The organism is Mycolicibacterium arseniciresistens, assembly GCF_030519285.1.
Lineage (GTDB): Bacteria > Actinomycetota > Actinomycetes > Mycobacteriales > Mycobacteriaceae > Mycobacterium > Mycobacterium arseniciresistens.
Window position 1 is genome coordinate 52279 of sequence record NZ_JAUMSQ010000001.1, and the last position, 22546, is coordinate 74824.

At 65.8% G+C, this 22546-nt stretch carries 22 protein-coding genes and 1 other RNA gene; 12 read left to right on the forward strand and 11 right to left on the reverse strand.

Going from position 1 to position 22546, the window contains the following annotated elements; genetic code table 11:
* Window positions 1–38 precede the first annotated feature (38 nt).
* The 3 genes from Q2100_RS00280 (at window position 39) to Q2100_RS00290 (ending at window position 3940) form a co-directional block, all read left to right on the forward strand.
* Window positions 39–2369, forward strand: coding sequence for a putative bifunctional diguanylate cyclase/phosphodiesterase (locus tag Q2100_RS00280; RefSeq protein WP_302912343.1), 2331 nt, complete (start codon window positions 39–41; stop codon window positions 2367–2369).
* A 128-nt stretch (window positions 2370–2497) separates the two neighbouring features.
* Window positions 2498–2866, forward strand: a transfer-messenger RNA (tmRNA) gene (gene ssrA, locus Q2100_RS00285).
* Window positions 2867–3001: 135 nt separating this feature from the next.
* Entirely contained in the window at window positions 3002–3940 is a 939-nt protein-coding gene (locus Q2100_RS00290; RefSeq protein WP_302912344.1) for a cutinase family protein, read from the forward strand.
* Here Q2100_RS00290 and Q2100_RS00295 read toward each other — a convergent pair.
* The 3 genes from Q2100_RS00295 to Q2100_RS00305 all read right to left on the reverse strand — a co-directional run bounded on the left by Q2100_RS00295 (window position 3937) and on the right by Q2100_RS00305 (window position 6243).
* Window positions 3937–4200, reverse strand: coding sequence for a hypothetical protein (locus tag Q2100_RS00295; protein WP_302912345.1), 264 nt, complete (start codon window positions 4198–4200; stop codon window positions 3937–3939). The two genes, Q2100_RS00290 and Q2100_RS00295, sit on opposite strands and share 4 nt — an antisense overlap.
* A 185-nt stretch (window positions 4201–4385) precedes the next feature.
* On the reverse strand, window positions 4386–5375 hold the full coding sequence (locus Q2100_RS00300; RefSeq protein ID WP_302912421.1) for an LLM class flavin-dependent oxidoreductase: 990 nt from the start codon (window positions 5373–5375) through the stop codon (window positions 4386–4388).
* A gap of 1 nt (window position 5376) precedes the next feature.
* Window positions 5377–6243 carry a helix-turn-helix domain-containing protein gene (locus tag Q2100_RS00305; RefSeq protein WP_302912346.1) on the reverse strand — a complete coding sequence of 289 codons (867 nt, stop codon included), beginning with the start codon at window positions 6241–6243 and terminating at the stop codon, window positions 5377–5379.
* A 126-nt stretch (window positions 6244–6369) separates the two neighbouring features.
* Here Q2100_RS00305 and Q2100_RS00310 point away from each other — a divergent pair, with 126 nt between their 5' ends.
* From Q2100_RS00310 to Q2100_RS00330, 5 genes are all read left to right on the forward strand, one after another.
* A complete protein-coding gene (locus Q2100_RS00310; protein ID WP_302912347.1) occupies window positions 6370–7623 on the forward strand; it encodes a sulfotransferase family protein in 1254 nt (417 codons plus the stop codon).
* Window positions 7620–8864: an alkyl sulfatase dimerization domain-containing protein gene (locus Q2100_RS00315; protein ID WP_302912348.1), complete on the forward strand. Its 1245-nt coding sequence runs from the start codon at window positions 7620–7622 to the stop codon at window positions 8862–8864. Before Q2100_RS00310 ends, Q2100_RS00315 begins: the two co-directional genes overlap by 4 nt.
* A complete protein-coding gene (locus Q2100_RS00320) occupies window positions 8861–9610 on the forward strand; it encodes an SDR family NAD(P)-dependent oxidoreductase (RefSeq protein ID WP_302912349.1) in 750 nt (249 codons plus the stop codon). The genes Q2100_RS00315 and Q2100_RS00320 overlap by 4 nt, the downstream gene beginning before the upstream one ends.
* Before the next feature lie 61 nt (window positions 9611–9671).
* Window positions 9672–10682, forward strand: coding sequence for a zinc-dependent alcohol dehydrogenase (locus tag Q2100_RS00325; RefSeq protein ID WP_302912350.1), 1011 nt, complete (start codon window positions 9672–9674; stop codon window positions 10680–10682).
* Window positions 10683–10767: 85 nt separating this feature from the next.
* Window positions 10768–11151, forward strand: a complete 384-nt coding sequence (locus Q2100_RS00330; RefSeq protein ID WP_302912351.1) for a nuclear transport factor 2 family protein — start codon at window positions 10768–10770, stop codon at window positions 11149–11151.
* 19 nt (window positions 11152–11170) lie between these two features.
* On the opposite strand, the gene Q2100_RS00335 is transcribed toward Q2100_RS00330, so the two are convergent.
* The 3 genes from Q2100_RS00335 to Q2100_RS00345 are packed head-to-tail and all read right to left on the reverse strand — an operon-like array spanning window position 11171 to window position 13858.
* Window positions 11171–11764 carry a PaaI family thioesterase gene (locus Q2100_RS00335; protein ID WP_302912352.1) on the reverse strand — a complete coding sequence of 198 codons (594 nt, stop codon included), beginning with the start codon at window positions 11762–11764 and terminating at the stop codon, window positions 11171–11173.
* Window positions 11761–13320 (reverse strand): FAD-binding protein, encoded by a 1560-nt coding sequence (locus Q2100_RS00340; RefSeq protein WP_302912353.1) that lies wholly within the window; start codon window positions 13318–13320, stop codon window positions 11761–11763. The genes Q2100_RS00335 and Q2100_RS00340 overlap by 4 nt, the downstream gene beginning before the upstream one ends.
* Window positions 13313–13858, reverse strand: coding sequence for a flavin reductase family protein (locus Q2100_RS00345; protein WP_302912354.1), 546 nt, complete (start codon window positions 13856–13858; stop codon window positions 13313–13315). Before Q2100_RS00345 ends, Q2100_RS00340 begins: the two co-directional genes overlap by 8 nt.
* A gap of 124 nt (window positions 13859–13982) precedes the next feature.
* On the opposite strand from Q2100_RS00345, the gene Q2100_RS00350 reads away from it, so the two are divergent.
* On the forward strand, window positions 13983–14651 hold the full coding sequence (locus Q2100_RS00350) for a PadR family transcriptional regulator (RefSeq protein WP_269895789.1): 669 nt from the start codon (window positions 13983–13985) through the stop codon (window positions 14649–14651).
* Window positions 14652–14693: 42 nt separating this feature from the next.
* Here Q2100_RS00350 and Q2100_RS00355 read toward each other — a convergent pair whose 3' ends face one another.
* Window positions 14694–16409, reverse strand: a complete 1716-nt coding sequence (locus Q2100_RS00355; protein WP_302912355.1) for a 3-ketosteroid-delta-1-dehydrogenase — start codon at window positions 16407–16409, stop codon at window positions 14694–14696.
* A 99-nt stretch (window positions 16410–16508) separates the two neighbouring features.
* Between Q2100_RS00355 and Q2100_RS00360 the strand changes: the two genes are divergently transcribed.
* The 3 genes from Q2100_RS00360 to Q2100_RS00370 are packed head-to-tail and all read left to right on the forward strand — an operon-like array spanning window position 16509 to window position 18754.
* Window positions 16509–17648, forward strand: a complete 1140-nt coding sequence (locus Q2100_RS00360) for a 3-ketosteroid-9-alpha-monooxygenase, oxygenase component (protein WP_302912356.1) — start codon at window positions 16509–16511, stop codon at window positions 17646–17648.
* Window positions 17645–17932, forward strand: coding sequence for a ferredoxin (locus Q2100_RS00365; RefSeq protein ID WP_269895792.1), 288 nt, complete (start codon window positions 17645–17647; stop codon window positions 17930–17932). Before Q2100_RS00360 ends, Q2100_RS00365 begins: the two co-directional genes overlap by 4 nt.
* Window positions 17933–17941: 9 nt before the next feature.
* The gene (locus Q2100_RS00370; protein ID WP_302912357.1) at window positions 17942–18754 is read left to right on the forward strand and encodes an SDR family NAD(P)-dependent oxidoreductase; all 813 of its coding nucleotides are present in this window, start codon (window positions 17942–17944) and stop codon (window positions 18752–18754) included.
* Between the two features lie 3 nt (window positions 18755–18757).
* Here Q2100_RS00370 and Q2100_RS00375 read toward each other — a convergent pair whose 3' ends face one another.
* The 4 genes from Q2100_RS00375 to Q2100_RS00390 all read right to left on the reverse strand — a co-directional run bounded on the left by Q2100_RS00375 (window position 18758) and on the right by Q2100_RS00390 (window position 22544).
* The gene (locus tag Q2100_RS00375; protein WP_302912358.1) at window positions 18758–19540 is read right to left on the reverse strand and encodes an SDR family NAD(P)-dependent oxidoreductase; all 783 of its coding nucleotides are present in this window, start codon (window positions 19538–19540) and stop codon (window positions 18758–18760) included.
* 3 nt (window positions 19541–19543) lie between these two features.
* Complete coding sequence (locus Q2100_RS00380) at window positions 19544–20620, reverse strand: hypothetical protein (protein WP_302912359.1); 1077 nt, start codon at window positions 20618–20620, stop codon at window positions 19544–19546.
* Between the two features lie 114 nt (window positions 20621–20734).
* Window positions 20735–21679: an alpha/beta hydrolase gene (locus Q2100_RS00385; RefSeq protein ID WP_302912360.1), complete on the reverse strand. Its 945-nt coding sequence runs from the start codon at window positions 21677–21679 to the stop codon at window positions 20735–20737.
* A gap of 4 nt (window positions 21680–21683) precedes the next feature.
* Window positions 21684–22544 (reverse strand): SDR family NAD(P)-dependent oxidoreductase, encoded by an 861-nt coding sequence (locus Q2100_RS00390; RefSeq protein ID WP_302912361.1) that lies wholly within the window; start codon window positions 22542–22544, stop codon window positions 21684–21686.
* Window positions 22545–22546: the final 2 nt, after the last annotated feature.

Below are 22546 nucleotides of genomic sequence, written 5' to 3' on the forward strand. Positions count from 1 at the left end.
CGGTAGGCCATCATGGGGCGAGATAGGTTTCACGACCTGTGCGAGGGGAGGGGGCGGTCGCGGTCAGCGCCAACCATCTTCGCCTGTCGCTGTTCGCCGGCGTTGCGGTGCTGGCGTCTGTGAACGCGCTCGCTCCCTACGGCGACCAGGCCGCCCGCTGGGTCGGCGTCGCCCTCCAATCGGTGGTCGGCGCGGGTGCGATGGTCTGTGCGGTGACGGTCGCCCGCCGGGTCGACGGCGTCGCGCGGTGGTGGCGGCTGCTGGTCATCGCTGCCATGGTCAGCTGGCTCGTCGGCGAGCTGATCTGGCAATTCAGTGGCGCGGACGAGCGCGGTGAGGCTGCGCCGGCGGCTGCGGTGGTCGCCTACTTCCTTCCGCCCGTGCTGTCCCTGGCAGCGATGATCCTGCTGGCCCGCGCCGGCGGACTTCGCAGCGCCAGGGACGGCCGGGCGGGCAATCCGCCCGTCATCGCCGCGCTCGACGGGCTGGTCGCCGCAGTGTCCTTCGCGTTCCTCGTGGTGATCGCCGGCAGCGGCGCGTTGACCGGCGCCGCGGCCCCTCGGTCCCAGACCGCCGCCGTCGTGATCGCGTACTCCGCGCTGGAGCTCGTCGTGGTCGTGCTGGCCGTCCTCATGGCGATGGCCTTCCAACGCAACCGTCCCTTCCGCGCGAACTATCTCCTGCTCGCCGGCGGGGTCGTCATGATCGCGGCGTCGGACAGGCTGGTCGCCTATTTCCGTTCCGCCGGCGCGGACAACTGGGACCTCTGGGGCGGCATCGGCGCCATCCTCGGGCCGCTGAGCATCATGTTCGCCGTGCTCGACCTCCGGCCACAGCCGTCGAGCGCCCGTACGCAGGACGCGATGGACTGGGTCCGGTCCGTCGTGCCCTACCTCGGTTTCCTCGGCATCGTCGTCCTTGCCGCCTACCACGTGTTGATCGGACGCACGCTGAGCACCGCGGTGGTGGTCCTCGGCGTGGTGATCGTCCTGCTGGTCACCGCACGACAGGTCGCGACGATGCGCGCGCAACGGCAGCTGACCGCTCGCCTGTACGAGGCGCAGCGCCGACTCGCTCACCAGGTCTATCACGACCCGCTGACCGGCCTACCCAACCGGGTGCTGTTCGCCCAGCGGCTCGACACAGCGTTGACCGACGGCGGCTTCGTGCTGATCTTCGTCGACCTCGACGACTTCAAGGAGGTCAACGACCGGTTCGGCCATGCGGCGGGGGACGAGCTGCTGCGGGCCGTGGGGGATCGTCTCCGGGGGTGCGTCGGCGCCACCGACACGCTGGCCCGCATCGGCGGCGACGAGTTCGCGATCCTGATCGACGACGAGCACGAGGCGCCCGAGGTGGTCGCCGACCGGCTTCGGGTCGCGCTGCGTGATCCGTTCGCCGTGCACGGTTCGTCGGTCCGGGTGCGCGCCAGCATGGGTCTGGTCCGGCCCGGAGCCGACGAACCGCGTCCGACCTCCGATGACCTGCTGCGTCAGGCGGACATCTCGATGTATGCGGGTAAGCGGCTCGGCAAGGACACCGCCGTGGTCTACCAGCCGTCGTCGGGAGTGTCGGTCGACTTCCCGACCGCGCTGCGGCGGGCGAACGGCGACTCGCCGGAGGGCTTCAGCCTCGCCTATCAGCCCGTCGTCGACCTCCCGCACGGCAGATTCGTCGCCGTCGAGGCACTCGCCCGATGGGCAGCGCCGAACGGCATGCAGATCCCGCCGGAGACATTCGTCGCGGCGGCCGAGGGTGCCGGGCTGGGCGCCGCCCTCGACGCTCTCGTGCTCGACCTGGCCTGCAGGCAGGTGCAGGCCGCCGGGCTGGACCTCGACATCCACGTCAACATCGGCGCGGCCCGACTGGGTAACCGGGCCTTCGAGCAGCTGGTGAACCGGACACTGGGCCGCCACGGTGTGGCACCGAGGCGGCTGGTGCTCGAGGTCACCGAGACGGTGCCGATCGTGGACCTCGCGGACGGCGCCGCCGCGATCAGGCGGTTGAGTGCCGGTGGAGTGCGGGTGGCCCTCGACGACTTCGGCGCGGGGTTCAATTCGCTGACGTACCTGCACGCCCTGCCCGTGCAGATCCTCAAGTTGGACCGCAGCCTCGCCGTCGGCGCCGAGCACGACGGCAACCTGGCGGTGTACCGCTCGGTGGTCGGCCTGGCCGACGCGCTGGGTCTGCAGGTGATCGCCGAGGGAATCGAATCGCAGGGACAGTCCGACGTGGTGTTCCGGGCGGGTTGCCGGATGGCGCAGGGCCATCTGTTCGGCCGGGCGATGCTGATCGACGAGATCGCCGCCGAGCTCGTTTCCTCCACCACATCCCGCGAGCGCGCGGGTCTGTCGGCCGACACGCCGTAGATCGCCGGCATCGGCGCACGCTCGCGCCCTGCCGAGGGTGCGTGCCGCGACACGGAACAATCGACTGGAATCGCTCGTTGATGTGGGCGTACCATTGATTTTCCTGCCGAACTTCGGCGGGTGTGCGAGGGGCTGAACGGTTTCGACTTCGCGCATCGAATCAAGGGAAGCGTGCCGGTGCAGGCAATTGACCACCGTAAGCGTCGTTGCAACCAATTAAGCGCCGATACCAATCAGCGCGACTACGCCCTCGCTGCCTAAGCGACGGTGTGTCTGTCAGACCGGGAGCGCCCTCGGCCCGGACCCTGGCATCAGCTAGAGGGACCCACCCATGGGTTCGGTCGCGGAACCCATGGGGACATCAAACAGCGACTGGGATCGTCATCCTGACTTGTTCGCGTGATCAGGAGATCCGAGTAGAGGCATAGCGAACTGCGCACGGAGAAGCCTCGAGGAAGTGCCGTAGGACCCGGGTTCGATTCCCGGCAGCTCCACAAGGAACCAGGCCAGGGCCAAAGCCCTGGCCTGGTTTTGTGTCGGTGTTCACCGCGACGGGCCGCATGCACATTCGCTGAGAACCTTCTGTCGCGCACGACTAGTGCGTATCTGCCGGCCAAGGGTAGATTCGCGCCATGCCACCTCGTTGCGGGCGTAGCTCGCGGGCGACGAATGCGCGATTGGTGGGCCGCTGGGCCGGCCGTGGCGCGGTTGCGCTGGTCATCGCCGCCGTTCAGGCGTGGATTCCGAGCGCAGTACCGGTTGCGTCCGCCGCCGACTGTGCCGACGCCGAGGTCGTGTTCGCCAGGGGCACGGACGAGCCCGAAGGCATCGGCGTCGTCGGCGCTGCCTTCGTCGACTCACTGCGCGAGCAGGCCGTCGGCATGAACATCGCGACCTACGCGGTGGATTATGACGCGGGCAAGCTGCAGCTGGGCAGTGGCGACGGCGCCAAGGACACGATCAAGCACATCAAATCCATGGCGGCCACGTGCCCCGACACCAAGATCGTGTTGGGCGGGTACTCGCAGGGCGCGAACGTCGTCAACATCGTCGCAGGTAATCCCATCGTCGGCATCGCATGGGGCGAGTCGATGCCGTCGTCGCTGGCGGGAAACATCGCGGCGATCGCCACCTTCGGAAACGTCGCGAACCGCTCCGGTACCAAGCTGCCATCCCAGTCCGCCATGTTCACCGGCAAGGCGATCGACCTCTGCAACCCAGCCGACCCGATCTGTCACGCAGGCCAAGGCAACGCATGGAGCGGGCACACCGACGGCTACGTCCCCGCGTACACCACGCAGGCCGCGACTTTCGCGGCGTCCAAACTGCTGGCTGGTATGACCCAATCGGTACCCGGCTTCGGGCCGCCGACAGGGTATGGACAGCTGCCGGGATCTGCCATGCAGGCGCCCGTCTACGCGTCGCCGCCGCAGGGCACCGACCACATGCCGCCGGGGTACGTCGCGCAGACGCCGGCGTATGGCCCGCAGACACCGGGCTACCAGCAGTCACCCGGTTACACCTCGTCCGTGCCGGGCTACGACCCCTCGGCCGTGGCCGGCTTGCCCTAATCGGACGTGGCCGTGTACTTACCGTTCTTGTAATGGTCGACGTGCAGCCCACCGCCGACGTCTGTATAGGTGCAATCCGAGTACCTGTTGCCGTCCGGTCCGACGCCCGTCTCGTACGTGCCTCCCGCGGACTTGCATTCGGACTTGATGGTGCCCTCGGGCAGTGCGCTGGCAAGGGGGCTTGCCCCGAGCGCGATGCCCGTCATGAACGCGGCTGCGGCAACGCCGAGACCGATTCGAGTCACGATGGTGGAAGTCATGGGATTCTCCTTTTCGTGGCTCTGCAGGTGAGCCGTTGCTGGAGATCGTAAGAAGGCTGCAGTGCCGCCCGATATCCCTTTGCGAGCCACAGTTCTCAGACCAGTTGGATAGGCAAGGCTTGCCCCGAGGTAAGGGGCGACCCAAGAGAACCAGTGTGTGGGGAGACCTCAGTCGTCACGCCTGTCTATCGGAGCTGCGGCATCACCACGTCGATGAACAGCTGCACCGACTTCCAGGCCTCGTCGATCGGCATACCGCCGACCAGAGGATGAAACACCATCGGGCCGTAATCTGGGCAGTCCCTCGCTTCGGCGACAAGTTCATCGGGCGTGAGGAATCGGTACCGGCCGGAGGCCCTCACCTCGTCGAGCGTCAGTACGCCGGGAAGGTGCATTGACGACAGCGGTGCACCATCGACCCATCCGCCATAAGTCACTGCCTCCCAGAGGATGTGCTCACCGAACTCAGCCCACGCCTTCTCTGGCTCCTCGTGCAGGAAGATCATTCCCCGGTTGACCGCTGTGGGCATGATCAGATTCGGCTCGACACCCTGCCGCTGGCACAGATCGAGGTAGTACTGCCCCAGTTCGGGCAGATGTGCCGGCAGACTCAGCCCCAGACTGAACCGCACAGCGCGTCGCGCAGTAGCGCGTACGCCGCCGCCCACATAGAGGGGCGGATGCGGCTGCGACCACGTGCCGGCGCCGATACGGGAGCCCGGCCGACCGTCGACGAAGGTCTCCGCAGACCACGCCGCAAGCATCCGCTCGAGCAGGCAGTCCATCAGGGCCGCCCGGCGGTCAAAATCGACGCCGAATCCTTGATACTCCACCGGTCGATATCCCAAACCCACCGTGGTGAGCAGTCTTCCGGCGCTCATCGAGTCGACGAAACGAATGTCCTCGGCCAGGCGCAGCGGATCCCATAGCGGACCGAGAGCGCAGTCGATGCTCACGATCATGTTGCTCGTGTTGTGTAGGAACAACGCGGCCGTCATGACCGGGTTGGAACTCCATCCGTGACTGGTCAAGTGGTGCTCGTCGACGCTCACTGCGGCCAAGCCCCGCGTGTCACCCCACGTTGCCATCTCGATTGCAGCCAGGACCATTTCACGCTGCGTTGAAGCCTCGCCGTTGGGGTTTGCGAAGTTGAATCTGAGAACTGGCATCACCATTTCAGCGCTTCCCATCGAGGTACTGAGTGGCAGCAGGCGGGACCCGCGGTGCGAGCAGGGAACTGGCATGCCCGGCGAACTCGACGAGTCTCGCACCGATGCTGCGTACTTCCTGTTGGGTGAGTTTCGTGTATGGCTGCGCGGAGACCGTCATCATGACGTTGCCCTGACCATCGAAGATCGGCGCCGAGATCGTCGCGAGTGGATACTCCTCGATCTCGGCCAACTCGCCGGGCAGGAAGTCCACGATCGTCAGATCGGCGACCGCGCCCGCCAGGCGCACCGCCACGGGGTCCGGCGCGCTGCCGTCTTCAACGGCCAGCAGTGCCCCGAACACCTTGAGGAGCGGGTCGCTGAGCCGCTCGATGCCGTAGCCGCGCTCGTGGATCTCGTTGAGAATCTTGGGCATTCGCGCCCGGTAAACGTCGTTGACGGGGCCCGCGGCGTCCAGCCAGCGCTCGCGGTCCGCCGGCGCCGCCCACGCTACGAACTCGCGTCCAAACGGGGCAACGAAGGGCAGTGTCACCCCAGCCTGCACCGGCGGGCGGGTGGTGTTCGGTGAGGCAGACGCGATCACGGAAATGGCGCCGTTGCTGAGCTCGGAGATACATGCCGATACGCCGATCGCTGAACACAGCTCTTGCAGCGGCTCGCGCAGCAACCGTGACGTCGTCGTCGCATGTCGATACATCGCCGAGAGGCCGGCACCCAACGCGTATCTCCCACTCACCGGGTCACGTAGCACCCAGTCGCACGAGCACAGTGTGGTCAGGATGGCGTGCCCGGTGGATCGACTGATTCGCAGTTCACGGCATATTTCGGCCAACGTCAACGGTGTCGCCTCGGCCGTTGCCAGCAATTCGACCACAGCGACGACACGCCGGGTCGGCGGCGACGGGTCTTGACCGGGCGTCCTGGATCGATCTAACTTGGCGTTCATATATTCGGATCATACAACGAATATTCGTCATAACAAGTGTCGGGAAGGGCCTTCATGCCGGACGGTGCACTAGCCATCGAGGACTTGACGGACCCGGTGCTCACAGCGACACAACGAGATGTCCTCGATCAACTCGAGCGCCTGTCGGTCGACTTGGATCCAGCCGGGTTGATCGGTCAAGCAGTCGAGAAAACGGGGCTGGACGACTTCGGGACCGCAGACTTTCGACCACGGCTCGACGCATACGCCGGAGCGGTAGAAGCCGACAGTGGCAACACGAACCTCAACCGTCTGATCCTGCGCAATCGCATCGTTCGCCTGCTGTCGCAGCGGTTGCTGCTGACCGACCTGCTCCGTCGCCACCCCGAGATCCACGACATCGAGATAGATAAGCCGATCATCGTTGTCGGTCTGCCACGTTCTGGCACAACGCATCTGGTCAACTTGATCGCATCCGATACCCGGCGGCGGGCCCTGCCGTACTGGGAAAGTCAGGAGCCGTTCCCGCTGCACGGCGAGGGCCCGGACGTCAACGGCGTCGATCCTCGGTTCGTACGATGTGCCGCCGAGCACGAAGCGTCAAAGTCGATGACGCCGCTGATACAGGCCATGCACGACCGCTTCCCCCAGGCGATCGAGGAAGAGGTCGAGGTCCTGGACCTCGACTTCGCGAGCTATGTGCTGGAGTGGCATGGCCGGGTGCCGCAATGGCGTGACTATTACCTCGGGTTGAACCAGGATGAGCATTACGCCTATCTGCGCACGACGCTCAAGGCGCTGACGTTCTTGCGGGGACCGCGCCAGTGGGTGCTCAAGTCGCCACAGCACTGTGAGCAACTCGGGCCGCTGACGCGAACCTTCCCCGACGCCACCGTCGCTTTCACCCACCGGGATCCGGTAGCGGTCATCCAATCCGCGGTCACCATGCTGGCGTACGGAGATCGACTCCGCCGCAGGGAAATCGACCCCGAAGGACTCGTTGATTACTGGATTGACCGGGTCGAGCGGCTACTGCGCGCGTGTGTGCGGGACCGGGAACTCGTGGCGCCCGACCGCAGTATGGACATACCCTTCCACCAACTCAACGGGAACGAGATGTCGATTCTGGAGACGTTGTACGCCTACAACGGCACCGAGTTGACTGCGGAGGCACTGGCCGCATTCCGCGGCTACCTCGACGACAACCCGCGCGGTAAGCACGGCCGGCTGCAGTATGACCTCAAGGGCCACTTCGGTCGGTCCCCGGAGGAAGTCCGATCGCGATTCGGCTTCTACTTCGACCGCTTCCACGTGAAGGAGGAAGTATGACCGTCTACGAACCTGCCTACCTGAGCCGCCCAGGAGGCGATGACATCGTCGGTGCCGGTGCGCCGGCGGAGGAGGTGAGCCCCGGCATCTGGTTGTCTCCCGGTCTGTCGAACTCGTACATGCTGACGACCAGCGAGGGCCGGATCGTCCTGAACACGGGGATGGGCTTCGAAGGTCCGGTGCACCGCGCGAACTATGACGCCGTAGACACCGCGCCGATCCGCTACGTCATCCTCACGCAGGGCCACGTCGACCATGTCGGCGGTATCGGTTGCGTCGCCGACCCCGACACTCAGATCGTGGCCCAAGCGAACTGGAAGACATGGCAGCGCGACAATGAACTGCTGGCGGCGTTCCGGGCCAAGAACTCCGCCTTCGCCTGGATCGACAAGGTGATGGACACGATCACGAGAACGACACAACGATTCGGCCCGCCGCCACCGCAGAGCGTCCCGACCCCGACAGTCGTCGTCGAGGACCAGCACGTCATCGAACTGGGCGGCCGCCGTTTGGAGTTGTACGCCACGCCCGGCGGCGAGACCTTCGACAGCCTGGTCGTGTGGCTGCCCGACGAGGGTATCTGTCTGTCCGGCAATGTGTTCGGATGTCTTTTCGGGCATATCCCGAATCTGGTCACCGTGCGCGGCGACCGCTACCGGGATGCGCTGACGGTGGTGGAGTCGATCGACCGGGTGCGCGCGCTGGGCGCCGAGACGTTGCTCACCGGACACTTCGGCCCGATCGTCGGAAAGGACCGGATCGAATGGGAGCTGACCCGACTGCGCGACGCCGTGATGTCAATTCACGACCAGACGGTCGAAGGGATGAACGCCGGCCAAGATGTTCATACGCTGATGCGTGAGGTGGTGCTGCCGCCCGAACTGGAGGTCGGCCAGGGCTACGGGACGGTCCGGTGGGACGTCCGCGCAATCTGGGAGAACTACGCGGGCTGGTTCCACCACCGCTCCACCGCCGAGCTCTACGCCGAAGGCCCGGACGGGATGGAGGCGGATCTGCTCGAACTTGCCGGCGCAGAGCCAATTCTCAATCGGGCGCGCGAGCATCTGCGTGCCGGGGAACCGGTGCGGGCCATCCAGCTGGCCGAGATCGTGAACAGAGCCGAACCCGACAACGAAAAGGCCAAACAGGTGTTGATCACCGCGCATGAACATCTGCTGCAGGCCAGCACCAACTTCTGGGAAGCCGCCTGGCTTCGCGAGCAGATCAAAGAACTGTCATGAACAACCGCGTACTGTTCGACTTCGCCGATACGACCGCCCTGGTCACCGGGGGTACGAGTGGCATCGGCCATGCGACGGCATCGCTTCTTCGTGACAGCGGCGCACGAGTCACGATCACCGGCACCAGAACGGGACCGCAGGACTACGACGTCGATCTGTCCGGACTGGAGTATCGGCAGTTGGCGCTGACCGACTCCGACGGTATCGAGGCGCTCGCAGATTCGTTCACGGAGTTGGACATACTCATCAACAACGCCGGAGCCAACTTTCCGGGTGGTCTCGACGAGTCGACTGCGGAAGGTTTCACCGCATCGGTCGCGGTCAATCTGCTGGCGCCGTTTCGACTGACCGAGCGTCTGCACGGTGCGCTGAAGGCGTCAAAGGCGCACGGCGGGGCCAGCGTGATCATGTTCGGCTCCATGGCGGCGCTGAGGGCCGTGCCGGTGGTACCGGGATACGGTTCGGGCAAGGCGGGAATGCTCGCCCTGACTCGAAACCTCGCCGTTAAATGGGCAGCCGACGGAATCCGCGTCAACGCCATCGTCCCGGGCCTCGTCGCTACCCGCATGACAGCGCCGATGGACTTCGTACCCGAGATCAAGCAGCAACAAATCGACCACATCCCGCTCGGTCGGTTCGCCGACCCGGCAGAGATCGCCAGCCCAATCCTGTACCTCTGTAGTGGCAACGCCTGCTACAGCACGGGTTCCACGCTGGTCGTCGACGGCGGCTACAGCGTTCTTTGAGCTAGACGGCCACTGACTTGCGAGACCGAGTCAACGACATCTACGAAATGGGATCCCGATAGTGCGAGCAGCGATTGTCACCGCCCCTGATACAACCGAAATACAAGAGGTGCCGACACCATCGGTGGGATCGAATGACGTCCTGGTGCGCATTCGGGCGTGCGGGATCTGCGGTACCGACACGCTCTACATCGCCATTGGTGGTTTGCCTCCGCGGCACGGGTGTATGCCGATCGGTCACGAACCGGCCGGTGAGGTGGTGGAAGTCGGCAGGGATGTGAGCGGGATAGCCGTTGGTGATCGTGTGGTGGTCAATCCAATGGCCCTGGCGGACGACATCATCGGCAACGGTGGTTCGGCCGGTGCACTTGCCGACTTCCTGCTCATCAAGGACGCCGTGCGCGGCCGGAGCCTCGAGGTCGTACCCCACCACATTCCGTACGAGGTCGCGGCGCTCAACGAACCCATGGCGGTGGCACTTCATGCGGTCAACCAGGTAGCGCCTCGGCAGAGCGACCAGGTTTTGGTGTTGGGGGCCGGCCCCATCGGCCTGGGTATCACGATTGCGTTGAAGTCGCGAGGGGTCGGACACGTCGTGGTGGCCGACATCCTGCCGTCCCGGTTGGAGAAGGCGTTGAAAGTCGGTGCTGACGCCGTCATCAACTCCAGGGAGGATGACGTCACCGCGCGGCTGATCGAGCTGCATGGCCCAGGCGAGTCGATGTGGCCCAATAGGTCTGGCACCGACGTGTTCCTGGACGCCGCCGGGGTGCCTGCTGCGGTCGAGACAGCCCTGGCCGCGGCGAAGCGCGGGGCCACGCTCGGAGTGGTAGCCGTCCACAAAGAGCCCGTCAGCATGGACTTCATGAACATCATGAGCAACGAGCTGACGATCATCGGTTCCATGGGCTATCCCAGTGAGATCTTCGAGGTGACGAAGGACATCGTCGACAACTGGGAGAAGTACCAGGCGATCATCAGCCACACATTCGACCTCGATGACCTGCAGGGGGCGTTGCAGTGTGTGGCGACACCAGGCGCAGCCGACAAGGTCGTCATCACGTTGAGTTGACATGGCGAGCCACCGGAGGTGAAGCCCAGCCCCTCGCGCTTGCCCGTTCTGTGATTTCGCCACAGATCTCGATAGAGAAGAGTGAATGACGTTGTCATCTAACGACACCAACGGACTGGCCGGTACGATTCGACGCTACGTCGCATTGCTCGCGACGGGCAGCGCCGACGAACTCCTCGAACTGTTCGCCGAAGACGCGACAGTGGAGGATCCGGTCGGTAGCGATGTTCGCACCGGCCGACGGGAGATTCACCAATTCTTCTCCGCCTTGGAGGCGATGGACCGCCAAACGGATTTGGGCTTACTACGGATAGTCGGGCAGGAGGCGGCGTTCGACTTCACCATCAACTTCAAGGTGGGCGACACCCGGATGTCTCTCCAACCGATCGACACGATGACGTTCAACACTTCCGGCGAAATCATCTCTTTGCGTAGCTATTTCGCCCCAACAGACGTCACGTCGTCGTAACCGTCGCCGCCGTTGTTCGTCAACCGGCGTCGACGTCTCGGGGTCGGATGAAAATGCCCTGCGCGTCGACCGTGACGTTGCCATCGCGCAGAATGCGACCACGCGCATAGGTCTTGCGTCCTTGCTCGTGCTCCACCCACGCCTCCACCCGGAGCCGACCCAGCAGAGTCGGGCGAAGGTAACGCAGTTGCAGCGTGCCGGTGTAGGCGGGATGTCCTGGCCGGTGGGCGGTGGCGCCGAGCACGTGGTCGAGGAGCAGTGAGCAGACACCGCCGTGCACGTGGCCGACGGGCCCCTCGTACGCGGCACCCAGGTCGACGTCGGCACTGACCTGGCCGATGCCGTCGCGCTCGACGATGAGCGGGGGAGCGATGGCATTGCGCTCGCCGATCACCACATTGCCCGCTGTCGTGGGTCCGTGGGTCGCTAGTGCGTGCATGCCGAACGAATCCGGCATGATCCGTTCTCCGAGAAGATTCAGAGCGGCGCTCACATGCGCTAGTGCCGCCTCTTGCGTTGCCGTGTCGACCTTGGTGCGGATCACCCTGTCGATCAGCGCCCGCACCGACTCTGTCAGCGGTTCATGGGCGCCGAGTTCGCCGTCGGTGGTCACTGCGATGCCCGGCCGGCCATGTCGAGAGCGGCGAGGTGGCTGAACAACAGCGACGCGCCGATCGGATTGCCGCCGCCCGGATAGGTGGTGCCGGTGACCGCCGCCATGGTGTTGCCGGCCGCGTAGAGCCCAGGAATGGGCGCACCGGACGTGTCGAGTACCCGTGCGTTGGTGTCGGTCCGCAGACCGCCCTTGGTCCCGAGGTCGGACAGCCCGAAGACCGCGGCGTGGAAGGGCGGCTTCTCGATCGGGACCAGGGGCAGCTCTCCGCCGGAGAAGGCTCGATCGTAGGGCTCGTCGCCGCGCCCGAAGTCGGTGTCGCGGCCACCGGCGACCAGGGCGTTGTAACGGGCGACGGTGGCGCACAGCGCGCCGCCCGGGACGTCGATCAGCGCCGCGAGGTCGTCGAGGGTCTCGGCCGTGTGCCACAGACCAGCCGACCGGTAGTGCGCGGGATCTGTCATCGAGACGTTGGTCGCCTTCACCGGCGGCGTCTCGCCCTCACGGTCGTCGTAGATCATCCAGAACGGCAAAGCCGTGCCACGCGAATTCATCTGATCCAGTACCGCACGACCGAGCCGGTCATAGGGGGCGGACTCGTTGACGAATCGCTCACCGGTCCGGTCGACGAAGATCCCGCCGGTGAACCAGAGGGCGAAGGCCGAGCGGCCGTCGGGGTGGGTCAGTCCCGGCGACCACCAGGCCTGATCCATCAGGTCGGTGTCGGCTCCGACGCGGATCGCCGCCTGATGTGCGGCCCCGGTGTTGCCGGGACACCCCATGCTGTCGTCGGCGCGTCCCGGCACACCCCAATACCGGCGTAACTGGGGGTTCTGTTCGAAGCCGCCGGCCGCCAGCAGCACTCCTCGCCGCGCGCCGATCCTGACTTCTTCGCCGCTGCGGTCCACGACGGCTCCGGTCACCGCGCCGTTGCCCGTGGTGATCAACTCGACGAGGGGCGAATTCAAATACGTTCGTGCCTGAGGAAACCGGCTGAGCGCCCACAGGAACCGGCCGATGAGCGCCCGCCCCCCGCTGAGCATCGGCGGGGCCGGATGGCCCAGACGTTCGGTGTCGAGCGGACCACGGATGACGTCGGCCAGAGCTCCGAGCGCCGACGCCGACACCGGTACCGGCACGATGTGCCGCCGCCCGTCGGCGCGCGCACCCGGCACCGATCCGTAGTAGTCCGGCCACGGCAGCTCGGCGAACGCGAAATGCTCGTCGCGCTCGAGGTATTCGACGAGCCTCGACCCGCCCGCCACATAGGTCTGCTGCAGTTCGTAGGGCGTTCGATCGCCGACCACGGCGTGGAAGTACTCGAGCGCCTGCTGCGGGGTGTCGTCGACGCCCGCTCGGTGGATCACCGGATTCCCGGGGAACCACATGCCCCCACCACCGGAATACGCGGTGGTGCCGCCGAATTGATCCGTCGCCTCGACCAGGGCGACCGAGAGGCCTTCGCGCGCCGCGGTGTACGCGCCCGCGACCCCGCCGCCCGACCCCACGACGACGACATCCACCTCGTCATCGAAGGTCACCGCGTCGTCAGGCATTGCCCGAGCCCGCCGCCTCCAAGCATCCGGCGAAGCCGCCGAAGTCACCCCGGAAGAACAGCAGGGGCTCACGCTGCGGGTGAGCCCGGAGTGCGGTCACCCGGGCCACGACGATGGTGTGGTCGCCGGCCTCGTGTTCGAACTCGATGTCGGCTTCGATGGAGGCGAGCACACCGTCGAGGACCGGGGCGCCGTTCGACCCCGGTCGCCAAGCGACGCCGGCGAACTTGTCGCCACCGCTCTTGGCGAAGCTCCAGCAGACCTCGCGCTGGTCGGCGGCGAGGACATTGACGCACAAGGAACCGGTCTCGCGGATCCGTGGCCAACTGCTCGAGCCGTTGGACGGGCAGAACGAGATGTAGGGCGGGTCGAGCGACACCGATGTCACCGACTGGCAGGTGAAGCCGAGCGAACCTTCACCGCCGTATCCGGCCACCACGGCAACGCCGGTGCAGAAGTGGCCCAACACGCGACGCATCACCGCGGGATCGGGAGAGCAGTCCTCGACGCTCGTCTGGGTGGTCTCGCTGATCGTCATCACCATCCTGGGCCGGGTTCGGAGTACCTCAACTGTCGGCGGCGCACAACGCACTGGCAAGTGGCGCTCCCGATCAGCGGATGACGCGACGACCGCTGCGACCAGGAGTTGTTAGCCTGGACAAATGCCATCGAGTGCCGACAGGCCGAAGGTGACCGCGACAGGCTGGGCCCTGCTCGGGGTGCTGTCGTATGAGGACGAGCTGTCGGGTTACGACATCAAGAAGTGGACCGAGTGGAGCTTGCGGTTCTTCTACGGTAGCCCGGCCTACAGCCAGATCTACACCGAACTCAAGAAGCTCGAAGAGCAGCATCTGCTCACCTCGCGGGTCGAGAACGACGGCGGTGCACGTAGCAAGCGGCTCTACAAGATCACCGAAGCCGGATCGGCTGCGTTGCGGGAATGGGCCGAAAAAGCGCCTGTCGACCCGCCGCAGCTCAAGCACAATCCTCTGCTGAGAGTGACGTTCGGGCACCTGACCAATCCGGCCCGACTCAAAGAGATCATGCAGGAGCACGTGGCGTTCGCCGACCGGATGCAGCGCGAAGCCGCCGTCGAGGCGAAGTGGGCCGAGGTGGAACCCGCCTGGGCATACGGACGCGTGGCACTGCAATGGGCCGAGCGCTACTACGCCGCCGAACGGGAACTGGCGCTCAAAGTGATCAAGGACCTCGACGAGGCCGAGGAAGCCTTCGCGAAGGCGCAACCCGCCAGCGACAAAGGGACGCCGCCCCTACTGCGCGACTACTGGTACGAGATCGAGCGCAGAGTGCAGGCCGAAGAGCCGGAGTAGTCCGTCCGTTCACGTTGGTGCGTCTCTGACGCATCGGCCGCTCTACGTCGCGTGTTGTGCGGCGTCTCGGGCGGCGATGTATCCGTACACCAGTCCCTGCGCGATCGTCGCGCCCGCGCCCGGATACGTCGTCCCGAACGCGTTGGCGGCAGTGTTACCGATCGCGTAGAGACCGGTGATCGCGGTGCCGTCCTCCCGCAGCACCCTGGCGCGCTCGTCGGCACGTAGGCCGCCACAGGTGCCGAGGTCGCTGAGCACCATCTTCACCGCGTAGAACGGCCCGCGGTCGAGCGCCCGCAGATTCGGATTGGGCGTCACCGTGACATCGCCGTAGTAGCGGTCATAGGCGCTGCGACCGCGCCCGAAGTCCGAATCCTGTCCGGCTCGCGCCATCTCGTTGAAACGCGCGATGGTGGTGAGGAAGTCGGCGGAGGGCACCCCCATCCTGCGGCCGAGTTCGCCCAGATCGCCGGCGCGGTGCGCGATGCCGGCGTCGTACCACGAGGGCGGAACCGCCATGCGAGGAAACAGTTCCGCCGCGAAGACGTAGCTGTTGCGGTACTGCTGGTCGAACACGATCCACATGGAGTCGACCGGATCGCCCGTCCGCTCACGTTCGAGCACACACTGTCCGAAGGACATGTAGTCGGTGGCCTCGTTGACGAACCGGCTGCCGCTCTGGTCGACGATGAGTGATCCGGGTAGTGACCGCTCTGCCAGCATCACCTTCGGATCGGCGTCGGGCAGGGCCGCCACGGCGGGGAACCACCATGACTGATCCATCAGATCGATTGCAGCGCCGATATCTTGAGCGACGCGGATCGCATCGCCGGTGTTCGTCTCCGCGCCCAGGCTGGCATGTTCACCCAGCGACTCGGACTGGAACTTCCAGCGCATGTCCATGCGGTGGTCGAATCCGCCGGCCGCAAGCACGACGCCGCGCCGCGCTGTCACGTTGATCTCCCTGCCCTGTTGGTCGACGACCACCGCACCCCTCACCTGGCCGTCGTCGTCAGTGGTGAGGCGCTGCAGCGATGTCTCGGTCCATACCGGGATACCGGCCCGCAAGACCCCGGCGAACAGCCCCGCCGCCAGCGCTTGACCGCCGGCGGCGTACCGCCGGCCCAGCAGAAGGCCACCGACGCCCTGACCGAGCCGCTTGAGCACCACCGGCACACCCTTGCGGGGCACCCGTGACATCAAGTTCAGCCAGCGGTAGTCCGCACCGGTGGTCGGCATGGGGATCTTGACCTCCATGACCCCGGGACGCAGCCGCGAGCGATGCCCGCCGAGCACCGCGGTGTCCAGCGGCCGGCACTCGCAGGTCCGACCCGTCGCGCTGCCTCCCGGCAGCTCGGGGTGGTAGTCGGAGTACTCCTTCGCCCAGAAGAAGCGCATCGGTGTGGTGCGGCGCAGCAGGTCGACGGTCGCGTCGATGTGTGCGAGGAATGCGGTGGAACGCGACGAGGGCGCGGTGCCGTCCACCACCGCATCGAGGTAGGTCCGGGCCCTCTGCTGGGTGTCGCCGCCCCCGTCGCCGTCGATCACCTGGCTGGCGGGCAGCCAGAGCGCTCCACCGGAACGTGCGGTCGACCCACCGATGTATTCGGACTTCTCGACGATCAGCACCGACAGCCCGTGATCGCTTGCGGCCAGGGCCGCAGCCATACCGGTGCCCGACCCAATCACCAGCAAGTCGATGATGGTGTCGTTGACGGGCAGGCCCGTCGGGATGGTGCTGTGCGGCGCAGTGGTCACGAACCGACGTTAGGTGGCTCGGGCGGAGGAAGGCATTGCCTGTCCTGATGAGCGGAACAGCAGGTTTCTCGCTGCGGCCAACGGCGGTAGAACAGTGCCATGACGCTACAGCCCGATGTCGAGGTGCGGCACATCGAAGCCGATGCGGCGCCGACACGCTTCGCCCGCGGATGGCACTGCCTCGGTCTGACGAAAAATTTCGGTGACGGTCAACCTCATTCAGTCAACGCCTTCGGCAACAAGTTGGTGGTGTTCCGTGGCGGCGACGGCAAGATCAACGTCCTGGACGGGTACTGCCGGCATATGGGTGGGGACCTGAGCCAGGGCGAGGTCAAAGGCGACGAGATCGCCTGCCCGTTCCACGACTGGCGTTGGGGCGGTGACGGCCGCTGCAAGAAGGTGCCGTACAGCAAGCGGGCTCCGCGACTGGCGCGCACGGCGACGTGGACGACACTCGAGCAGGACGGAATGCTGTTCGTGTGGAACGATCCTGAGCGCAAACCGCCGCCGGATGGCGTGACGATCCCGCGGATCGAAGGAGCCACCAGCGACGAGTGGACCGACTGGCACTGGTACACCACCGTGGTCGGCACCAATTGCCGTGAAGTCATCGACAACGTGGTCGATATGGCGCACTTCTTCTACATCCACGGATCGCTGCCCACGCATTTCAAGAACGTGTTCGAAGGTCACGTGGCGATCCAGTACATGAACAGTGCCGGCCGTCCCGACATGCAGCCACTCGAGGGGCCGAAGATCCTCGGCACCACCTCGGTAGCCGGGTATCACGGTCCTTCTTTCATGATCGATGACCTCACGTACCACTACGAGAACATCGATCACCGCACAGTTCTGATCAACTGCCACTATCCCGTCGACGCCGAATCGTTCGTGCTGCAGTACGGCATCATCGTGAAGAAGTCGGAGGCGTTGACCGACGAGCTGGCGATGCAGACCGCTATCGGCCTTGGAGATTTCGTGAAGATGGGCTTCGAGCAGGATGTCGACATCTGGAAGAACAAGGCGCGCATCGACAACCCGCTGCTGTGCGAAGAGGACGGTCCGGTCTACCAGCTGCGCCGTTGGTACGAGCAGTTCTATGTCGACGCCGCAGATGTCACTCCGGACATGGTCGACCGCTTCGAGTACGAGATCGACACCACCCGCCCCCGGGAGGAGTGGATGAAGGTCGTCGAGGACAACCTGGCGGCCAGACTCTCGGCGTCGAGCGCCGGATGAGCATTCGGCCGGACAACCGGCTGGACGACGCGCCGATGGTTCCGGTGACCTGCCGGGCCTGCGGGGCGGGCGTGTTGGCGCGCAAGAGCACCTGGGAGCAGACGAGTGTGCAGTGGAACGCCGCGGCGGTGCGTACATGTCCGCAGCGCCGCGCCGCCGAGGAGCTGGCTGCACACGGTCGCCCCCCAGTATTTCTCTCCTGCTCCGAGCTGACCCATTCGATCGTGGACGCGGTGCGCGGGGGCCGGTTGCAGATCGTCGACGAGGCGCCGGTCGCGCCTTAACCTCGCTGTGTGACTCACTCTTCTGACACAACCGTCGCGGTGGTGACGGGCGCCAGCCGCGGTGCCGGCCGCGGAATTGCGCGAGCCCTGTCGAACTGCGGATGGCGGGTGTACGCAACCGGCCGAACCGTGGTCGAGACCGGCGACGAGGCGATCGCGGTACCGCTCGACCATCGTGACGACACGGCGGTCGCTGCACTGTTCGCCCGGGTCGAGCGGGAAAACGGCCGGCTCGACCTGCTGGTCAACAACGCCGCCGCAGTGCATGATGAATTGACCGGACCGAACCCGTTCTGGGAGAAGCCGATCGACTTGGTCGACATCCTCGATGTCGGGTTGCGATCGGCCTACGTCGCGTCCTGGTATGCGGCCCCGCTTCTGTTGCGAAGCAGAGCGGGCTTGATCGTCTTCACGTCATCCCCGGGCTCCGTCTGTTATATGCACGGCCCGGCGTACGGCGCGCAGAAAGCCGGGATAGACAAGATGGCGGCCGACATGGGAGTCGACTTCCGCGATACGCCGGTCGACGTCGTGTCTCTCTGGATGGGGATCCTGCTCACCGAGAAGATGCGAGAAGTGTTCGGCGGCGATCCAGTAGGCCTGCGTGATTTCGCGCAGCACGCCGAGACGCCGGAGTTCACCGGCTACGTCATCGACGCCCTCTTCCGCGACCCGGACCGGGCGGCACTCAGCGGCCATACCCTGATCAGTGCCGAGCTGGCGCAGCGCTATGGAGTCACGGACGAGGAAGGACGAACTCCGCCGTCACACCGCGAGATGTTGGGCGCGCCACGGACACCGAGCGAGGTGATCGTGCGCTGACGATCAGGCGTGGGCGCCGCCGTCGATGCGGATCTCGGTGCCGGTGATGAAAGCTCCGTCATCGGAGGCCACCATCGCGATGACGGAGGCGACCTTGGCGGGCTCGCCCAGGATGCCGCCGTCGTCCTGCGGCAGGATCGGTGTCTGCTTGGCCCACAGGCCGAGGTCGTAGCCCTCGGGCATCTTGTCCAGGGTGCTCAGCGCCAGCGCCGTGGACACGCCACCGGGCTGGATGTTGACCGCGCGCAATCCCTGCTTCGCGTATTCGAGCGCGAGGCAGTGCGTGAACGCCAGGATCCCGCCCTTACTGGCCGCGTAGGCCGCCATGTACGGGTGAGCGAAGGATGCCGAGGTGGACGTGAAGTTCACGACCACGCCTCGGCCGGATTCGCACAGCGCCGGTAACGCCTGGCGGGTCATCAGGAAAGTGCCGGTCAGATTCACCGCCAAGGTGGCGTTCCAGTCGTCGAGCGTGTGCTCGTGGGTGTGGGCGCACCGTTGGATCGCCGCTGCGTTGACGAGGACATCCAGTCCGCCCAGATCATCGACCGCGCCGGTGACCGCGGCGGTCACCGAGTGTTCGTCCGAGATGTCGAGGACCGCACTGGTCAGCCGCTTGTCGGTGCCGACGTCGGCAGCGGCCGACACTGTCTGCGCCAAGCCGTCCTCCGAGATGTCGAAGGCGACGACGGTCGCTCCCTCGTCGAGTAGACGAGCGACGGTCGCCTGACCGATACCCGATCCTGCACCGGTGACGATGACTCGGCGATCGTTGAATCGGTCCATCGGTCAGGCCAGCTGGAACGCCGACAACGGCGCTTCGTCGGGGTATATCGACGGCCCACCGAGGTCGTAGGCGGCGTTCAGCGCACCGATGAACTGCGGGTCGTGCAGCGGCTCACCGGGCACGTCGACTTTGATGCCCTTGGCGCGCAGGTCGTCGACCATCATGCCGATCGCGCGGTCGATGGTCAGGTCGTCGGAGTGGTCCATGTTCTTCTTGAGCTCGTCGAAGTCGGAGAACACCTCGGCCGACCAGTGCACCAGGAAGCGTAGGTCGTCGGTGTGGTGCCGCGCGATCACATCGTCGCCGTTTTTCAACAACCATTGGTCGCGGTCGTTCGAGTCTCCGGTGAAGACCGTATCGAATGCCAGACCGGCCGGGACCTGCTGCTGTAGCGGGCCGTTGGCTTCACCGCGGTGCACCATCATCTCGTTCTGCACGACCACTCCACGGTTGTAGACCGGCGGCAGCAGACGCTGCGGGGCCTTGAGTGGACCGTCGGGCCAGTAGGTGAACCCGCTGCTCTCGTCTAGTGAGAACCAGGTGATCACCTGTGCCATCTTGATCAAATAGTCCTGGAACAGACCAGATTTCCCCATCACACTGCAGAGCCACGTCGGTGCGTTCTCGTGGCGCACACCGCGAAAGCTGGGGGAGTCCAGGTGGCCGGGGTCGCGGTTGGCGCACGGGCCGTTGATGTTGAAGAGCATCAGCTCGGGCTTGGCGTATTGGGCGTTCCAGTAGCTCTTGGCCTGGTTCAGGAACGTCTCGTTGTAGAAGCAATCGTGCAGTTCCGGGTAGAGCACGGCGCCGTAGTTCGCCAGGTAGCCACGGAACGTCGGGGTGAGGAACAGGTCGAGTGACGGCTCGAAGCCTTCGGGGAAGGCACCACTCATGGTGGCCATGAGTTCGTCGGCCGAAGCGAAATGCTGCGCGATGATCAACTGCCACGGGCCCTGGGTCCGCACGACGTCGAGCAGACGCTCCCGCTGGTCGTCGCTGTAGACATTGTCGATCTCCCGCGGCGGCGAGGCCGGGCGCAGCACGTCCGACAGCTCCATGCGCCGATCATCAGTCAGCATCGGATCTCCTCTAGTTCCATCAGGCGCTCGGCAGCACCGTCATCACGTCAATACTGGGGCCGTAGCGGCTTCCGGTGAGCTCAACTGTCCGGTGATCGGGAGGTGAACACCGGCTCACGCCCACAGGGGATGGGCGAACTTCGCGCGCAGCAACGCTCCGGTCTCGGCGATGGCCAACCGGCCGCGGGCGGTGGCGTCCGATCGCATCAGGAAACCGTGATAGACACCGGGATAGCGGGTCAGGGTGGTCTGCACACCTGCATCACGAAGACGCAGCGCATAGCGCTCTCCCCAATCTCGAATCGGATCGCAGGCACCGGTCACGACGATTGCCTGCGGCAGTCCCGTCAGATCGGTGGCCATTGCCGGAAACCGGTAAGGGGCAGGCGGCGTGGTCACGCCGCTGTCCGCGAGCTCGTGCATGTAGTCGATGTCGTCGCGGCTGAGCATCGGTGCGTCGGGCATATCCTGTATCGACGAACACGTCATGTCGCGGTCGAGACCCGGGTACATCAACACCTGGCACCGGATAGATGGCCCGTCGCGGTCGCGTGCGGCCAGCGACACCGCCGCCGCCAGTGAGCCGCCTGCGCTGTCCCCGATCACGGCGAGCCGATCGGCGTCGACGCGTAGTGACTCCGCGTTGACGGCGACGTGTGCGGTGGCGGCGTAGGCGTCGTCGAACTGGGCGGGGGGTGGCGCCTCGGGCGCGAGGCGGTAGTCCACGGACACCACAGTCGCCCCGCTGGCCGCGGCCAGTTCCCGGGCCAGCGGCTCGAACGAGTGGTTGGATCCGAGTACCAAGCCGCCGCCGTGAAAGTAGACGAGCACGGGAGCGTCGGCGTCGCCCGCGGGTCGGTAGATCCTCAGCGGAATGGGCCCAGCCGGGCCCGGAGCGAGCCGGTCCTCGACACTGGACATCTCCGGCATCGCATCAGGATGCGCTGCCGCCTCGATGGTTCGGCGGACCTCGGTCAGGCCACGCTGCCGCATCGGGGGGATCACTCCGAACGCCGCGACGCGCGCGGCGGCGTCGGGATCCAAGACGTAACTGGACATCCCGTCAGTGCTTCGCGGAGTCGAAGCGCTGCTTGGTCTTCAGTACCGGTGCGCGCTGTGAGGTGAGCACGTCGGCGCGCTCGGCCATCGCCGACCCGACGTACTCCGGCTGGGTGAGCAGATAGAAACGGCCCTCGGCGGATTGCTCGAAGACCACCTCGGCCGCCGCCACGGGATCCATCGCCTCGGCTTTGATGTCGAGCATGGCGCTGCGTTGCGCTTCGGCAGCCCCGATGTCGCCGTCGGAGACGCCGCCTGCGGACTCGAAGATGTTCGACACCACCGCACCCGGCAACACCGCCTGCACGTGGATGTGGTCGTGTCCCGCCAGTTGCGTCTCCAACGCGAGGCATTCGGTGAGGGCCAGCACCGCATGCTTGCTCATGATGTAGGGCGCCTGAAGCGGCACCACCGCGACACCGCCGATCGAGGACAGGTTCCACACCCACGCCGGCGATCCGGCGGCGATCATGTGCGGAAGGAACGCACGTATGCCGTTGAAGACGCCTGAGATGTTGATGTCCACCAGCCGCTGCCAATTGGCGACCGGGGTGTCCCACAGGAAGCCGAACTGTTCGACACCGGCGTTGTTGACGAGGAGACGGACCGGCCCGGCGTCGCGATAGGTCCGGTCGGCGAGTTCCTGCACCGCGTCGAAATCAGTGACATCGCAGACGGCAGCAAGTGCATGAACGCTCTGCGCGGTCAGTTCGTCGCGCAGCGCGGCGATGGCGTCGCCGTCGATGTCGGCCAGGATCACCGTCATCCCGAGCCGCGCAGCGTGACGTGCGAGCCCGGCGCCGATGCCGGCACCCGCGCCGGTGATGACGGCGACACCGCCGGAGAAGGTCTCGCGGGCGTCCACGC

Bases quoted from the DNA above. Each gene is read 5' to 3' on its own strand.
- Q2100_RS00340 (WP_302912353.1), bottom strand. From the start codon at position 13,320: ATGCCTGACGACGCGGTGACCTTCGATGACGAGGTGGATGTCGTCGTC.
- Q2100_RS00350 (WP_269895789.1), top strand. From the start codon at position 13,983: ATGCCATCGAGTGCCGACAGGCCGAAGGTGACCGCGACAGGCTGGGCC.
- Q2100_RS00290 (WP_302912344.1), top strand. From the start codon at position 3,002: ATGCCACCTCGTTGCGGGCGTAGCTCGCGGGCGACGAATGCGCGATTG.
- Q2100_RS00380 (WP_302912359.1), bottom strand. From the start codon at position 20,620: ATGCTGACTGATGATCGGCGCATGGAGCTGTCGGACGTGCTGCGCCCG.
- Q2100_RS00365 (WP_269895792.1), top strand. From the start codon at position 17,645: ATGAGCATTCGGCCGGACAACCGGCTGGACGACGCGCCGATGGTTCCG.
- Q2100_RS00315 (WP_302912348.1), top strand. From the start codon at position 7,620: ATGACCGTCTACGAACCTGCCTACCTGAGCCGCCCAGGAGGCGATGAC.
- Q2100_RS00310 (WP_302912347.1), top strand. From the start codon at position 6,370: ATGCCGGACGGTGCACTAGCCATCGAGGACTTGACGGACCCGGTGCTC.
- Q2100_RS00295 (WP_302912345.1), bottom strand. From the start codon at position 4,200: ATGACTTCCACCATCGTGACTCGAATCGGTCTCGGCGTTGCCGCAGCC.
- Q2100_RS00360 (WP_302912356.1), top strand. From the start codon at position 16,509: ATGACGCTACAGCCCGATGTCGAGGTGCGGCACATCGAAGCCGATGCG.
- Q2100_RS00385 (WP_302912360.1), bottom strand. From the start codon at position 21,679: ATGTCCAGTTACGTCTTGGATCCCGACGCCGCCGCGCGCGTCGCGGCG.
- Q2100_RS00330 (WP_302912351.1), top strand. From the start codon at position 10,768: ATGACGTTGTCATCTAACGACACCAACGGACTGGCCGGTACGATTCGA.
- Q2100_RS00300 (WP_302912421.1), bottom strand. From the start codon at position 5,375: ATGGTGATGCCAGTTCTCAGATTCAACTTCGCAAACCCCAACGGCGAG.
- Q2100_RS00320 (WP_302912349.1), top strand. From the start codon at position 8,861: ATGAACAACCGCGTACTGTTCGACTTCGCCGATACGACCGCCCTGGTC.
- Q2100_RS00375 (WP_302912358.1), bottom strand. From the start codon at position 19,540: ATGGACCGATTCAACGATCGCCGAGTCATCGTCACCGGTGCAGGATCG.
- Q2100_RS00345 (WP_302912354.1), bottom strand. From the start codon at position 13,858: ATGACGATCAGCGAGACCACCCAGACGAGCGTCGAGGACTGCTCTCCC.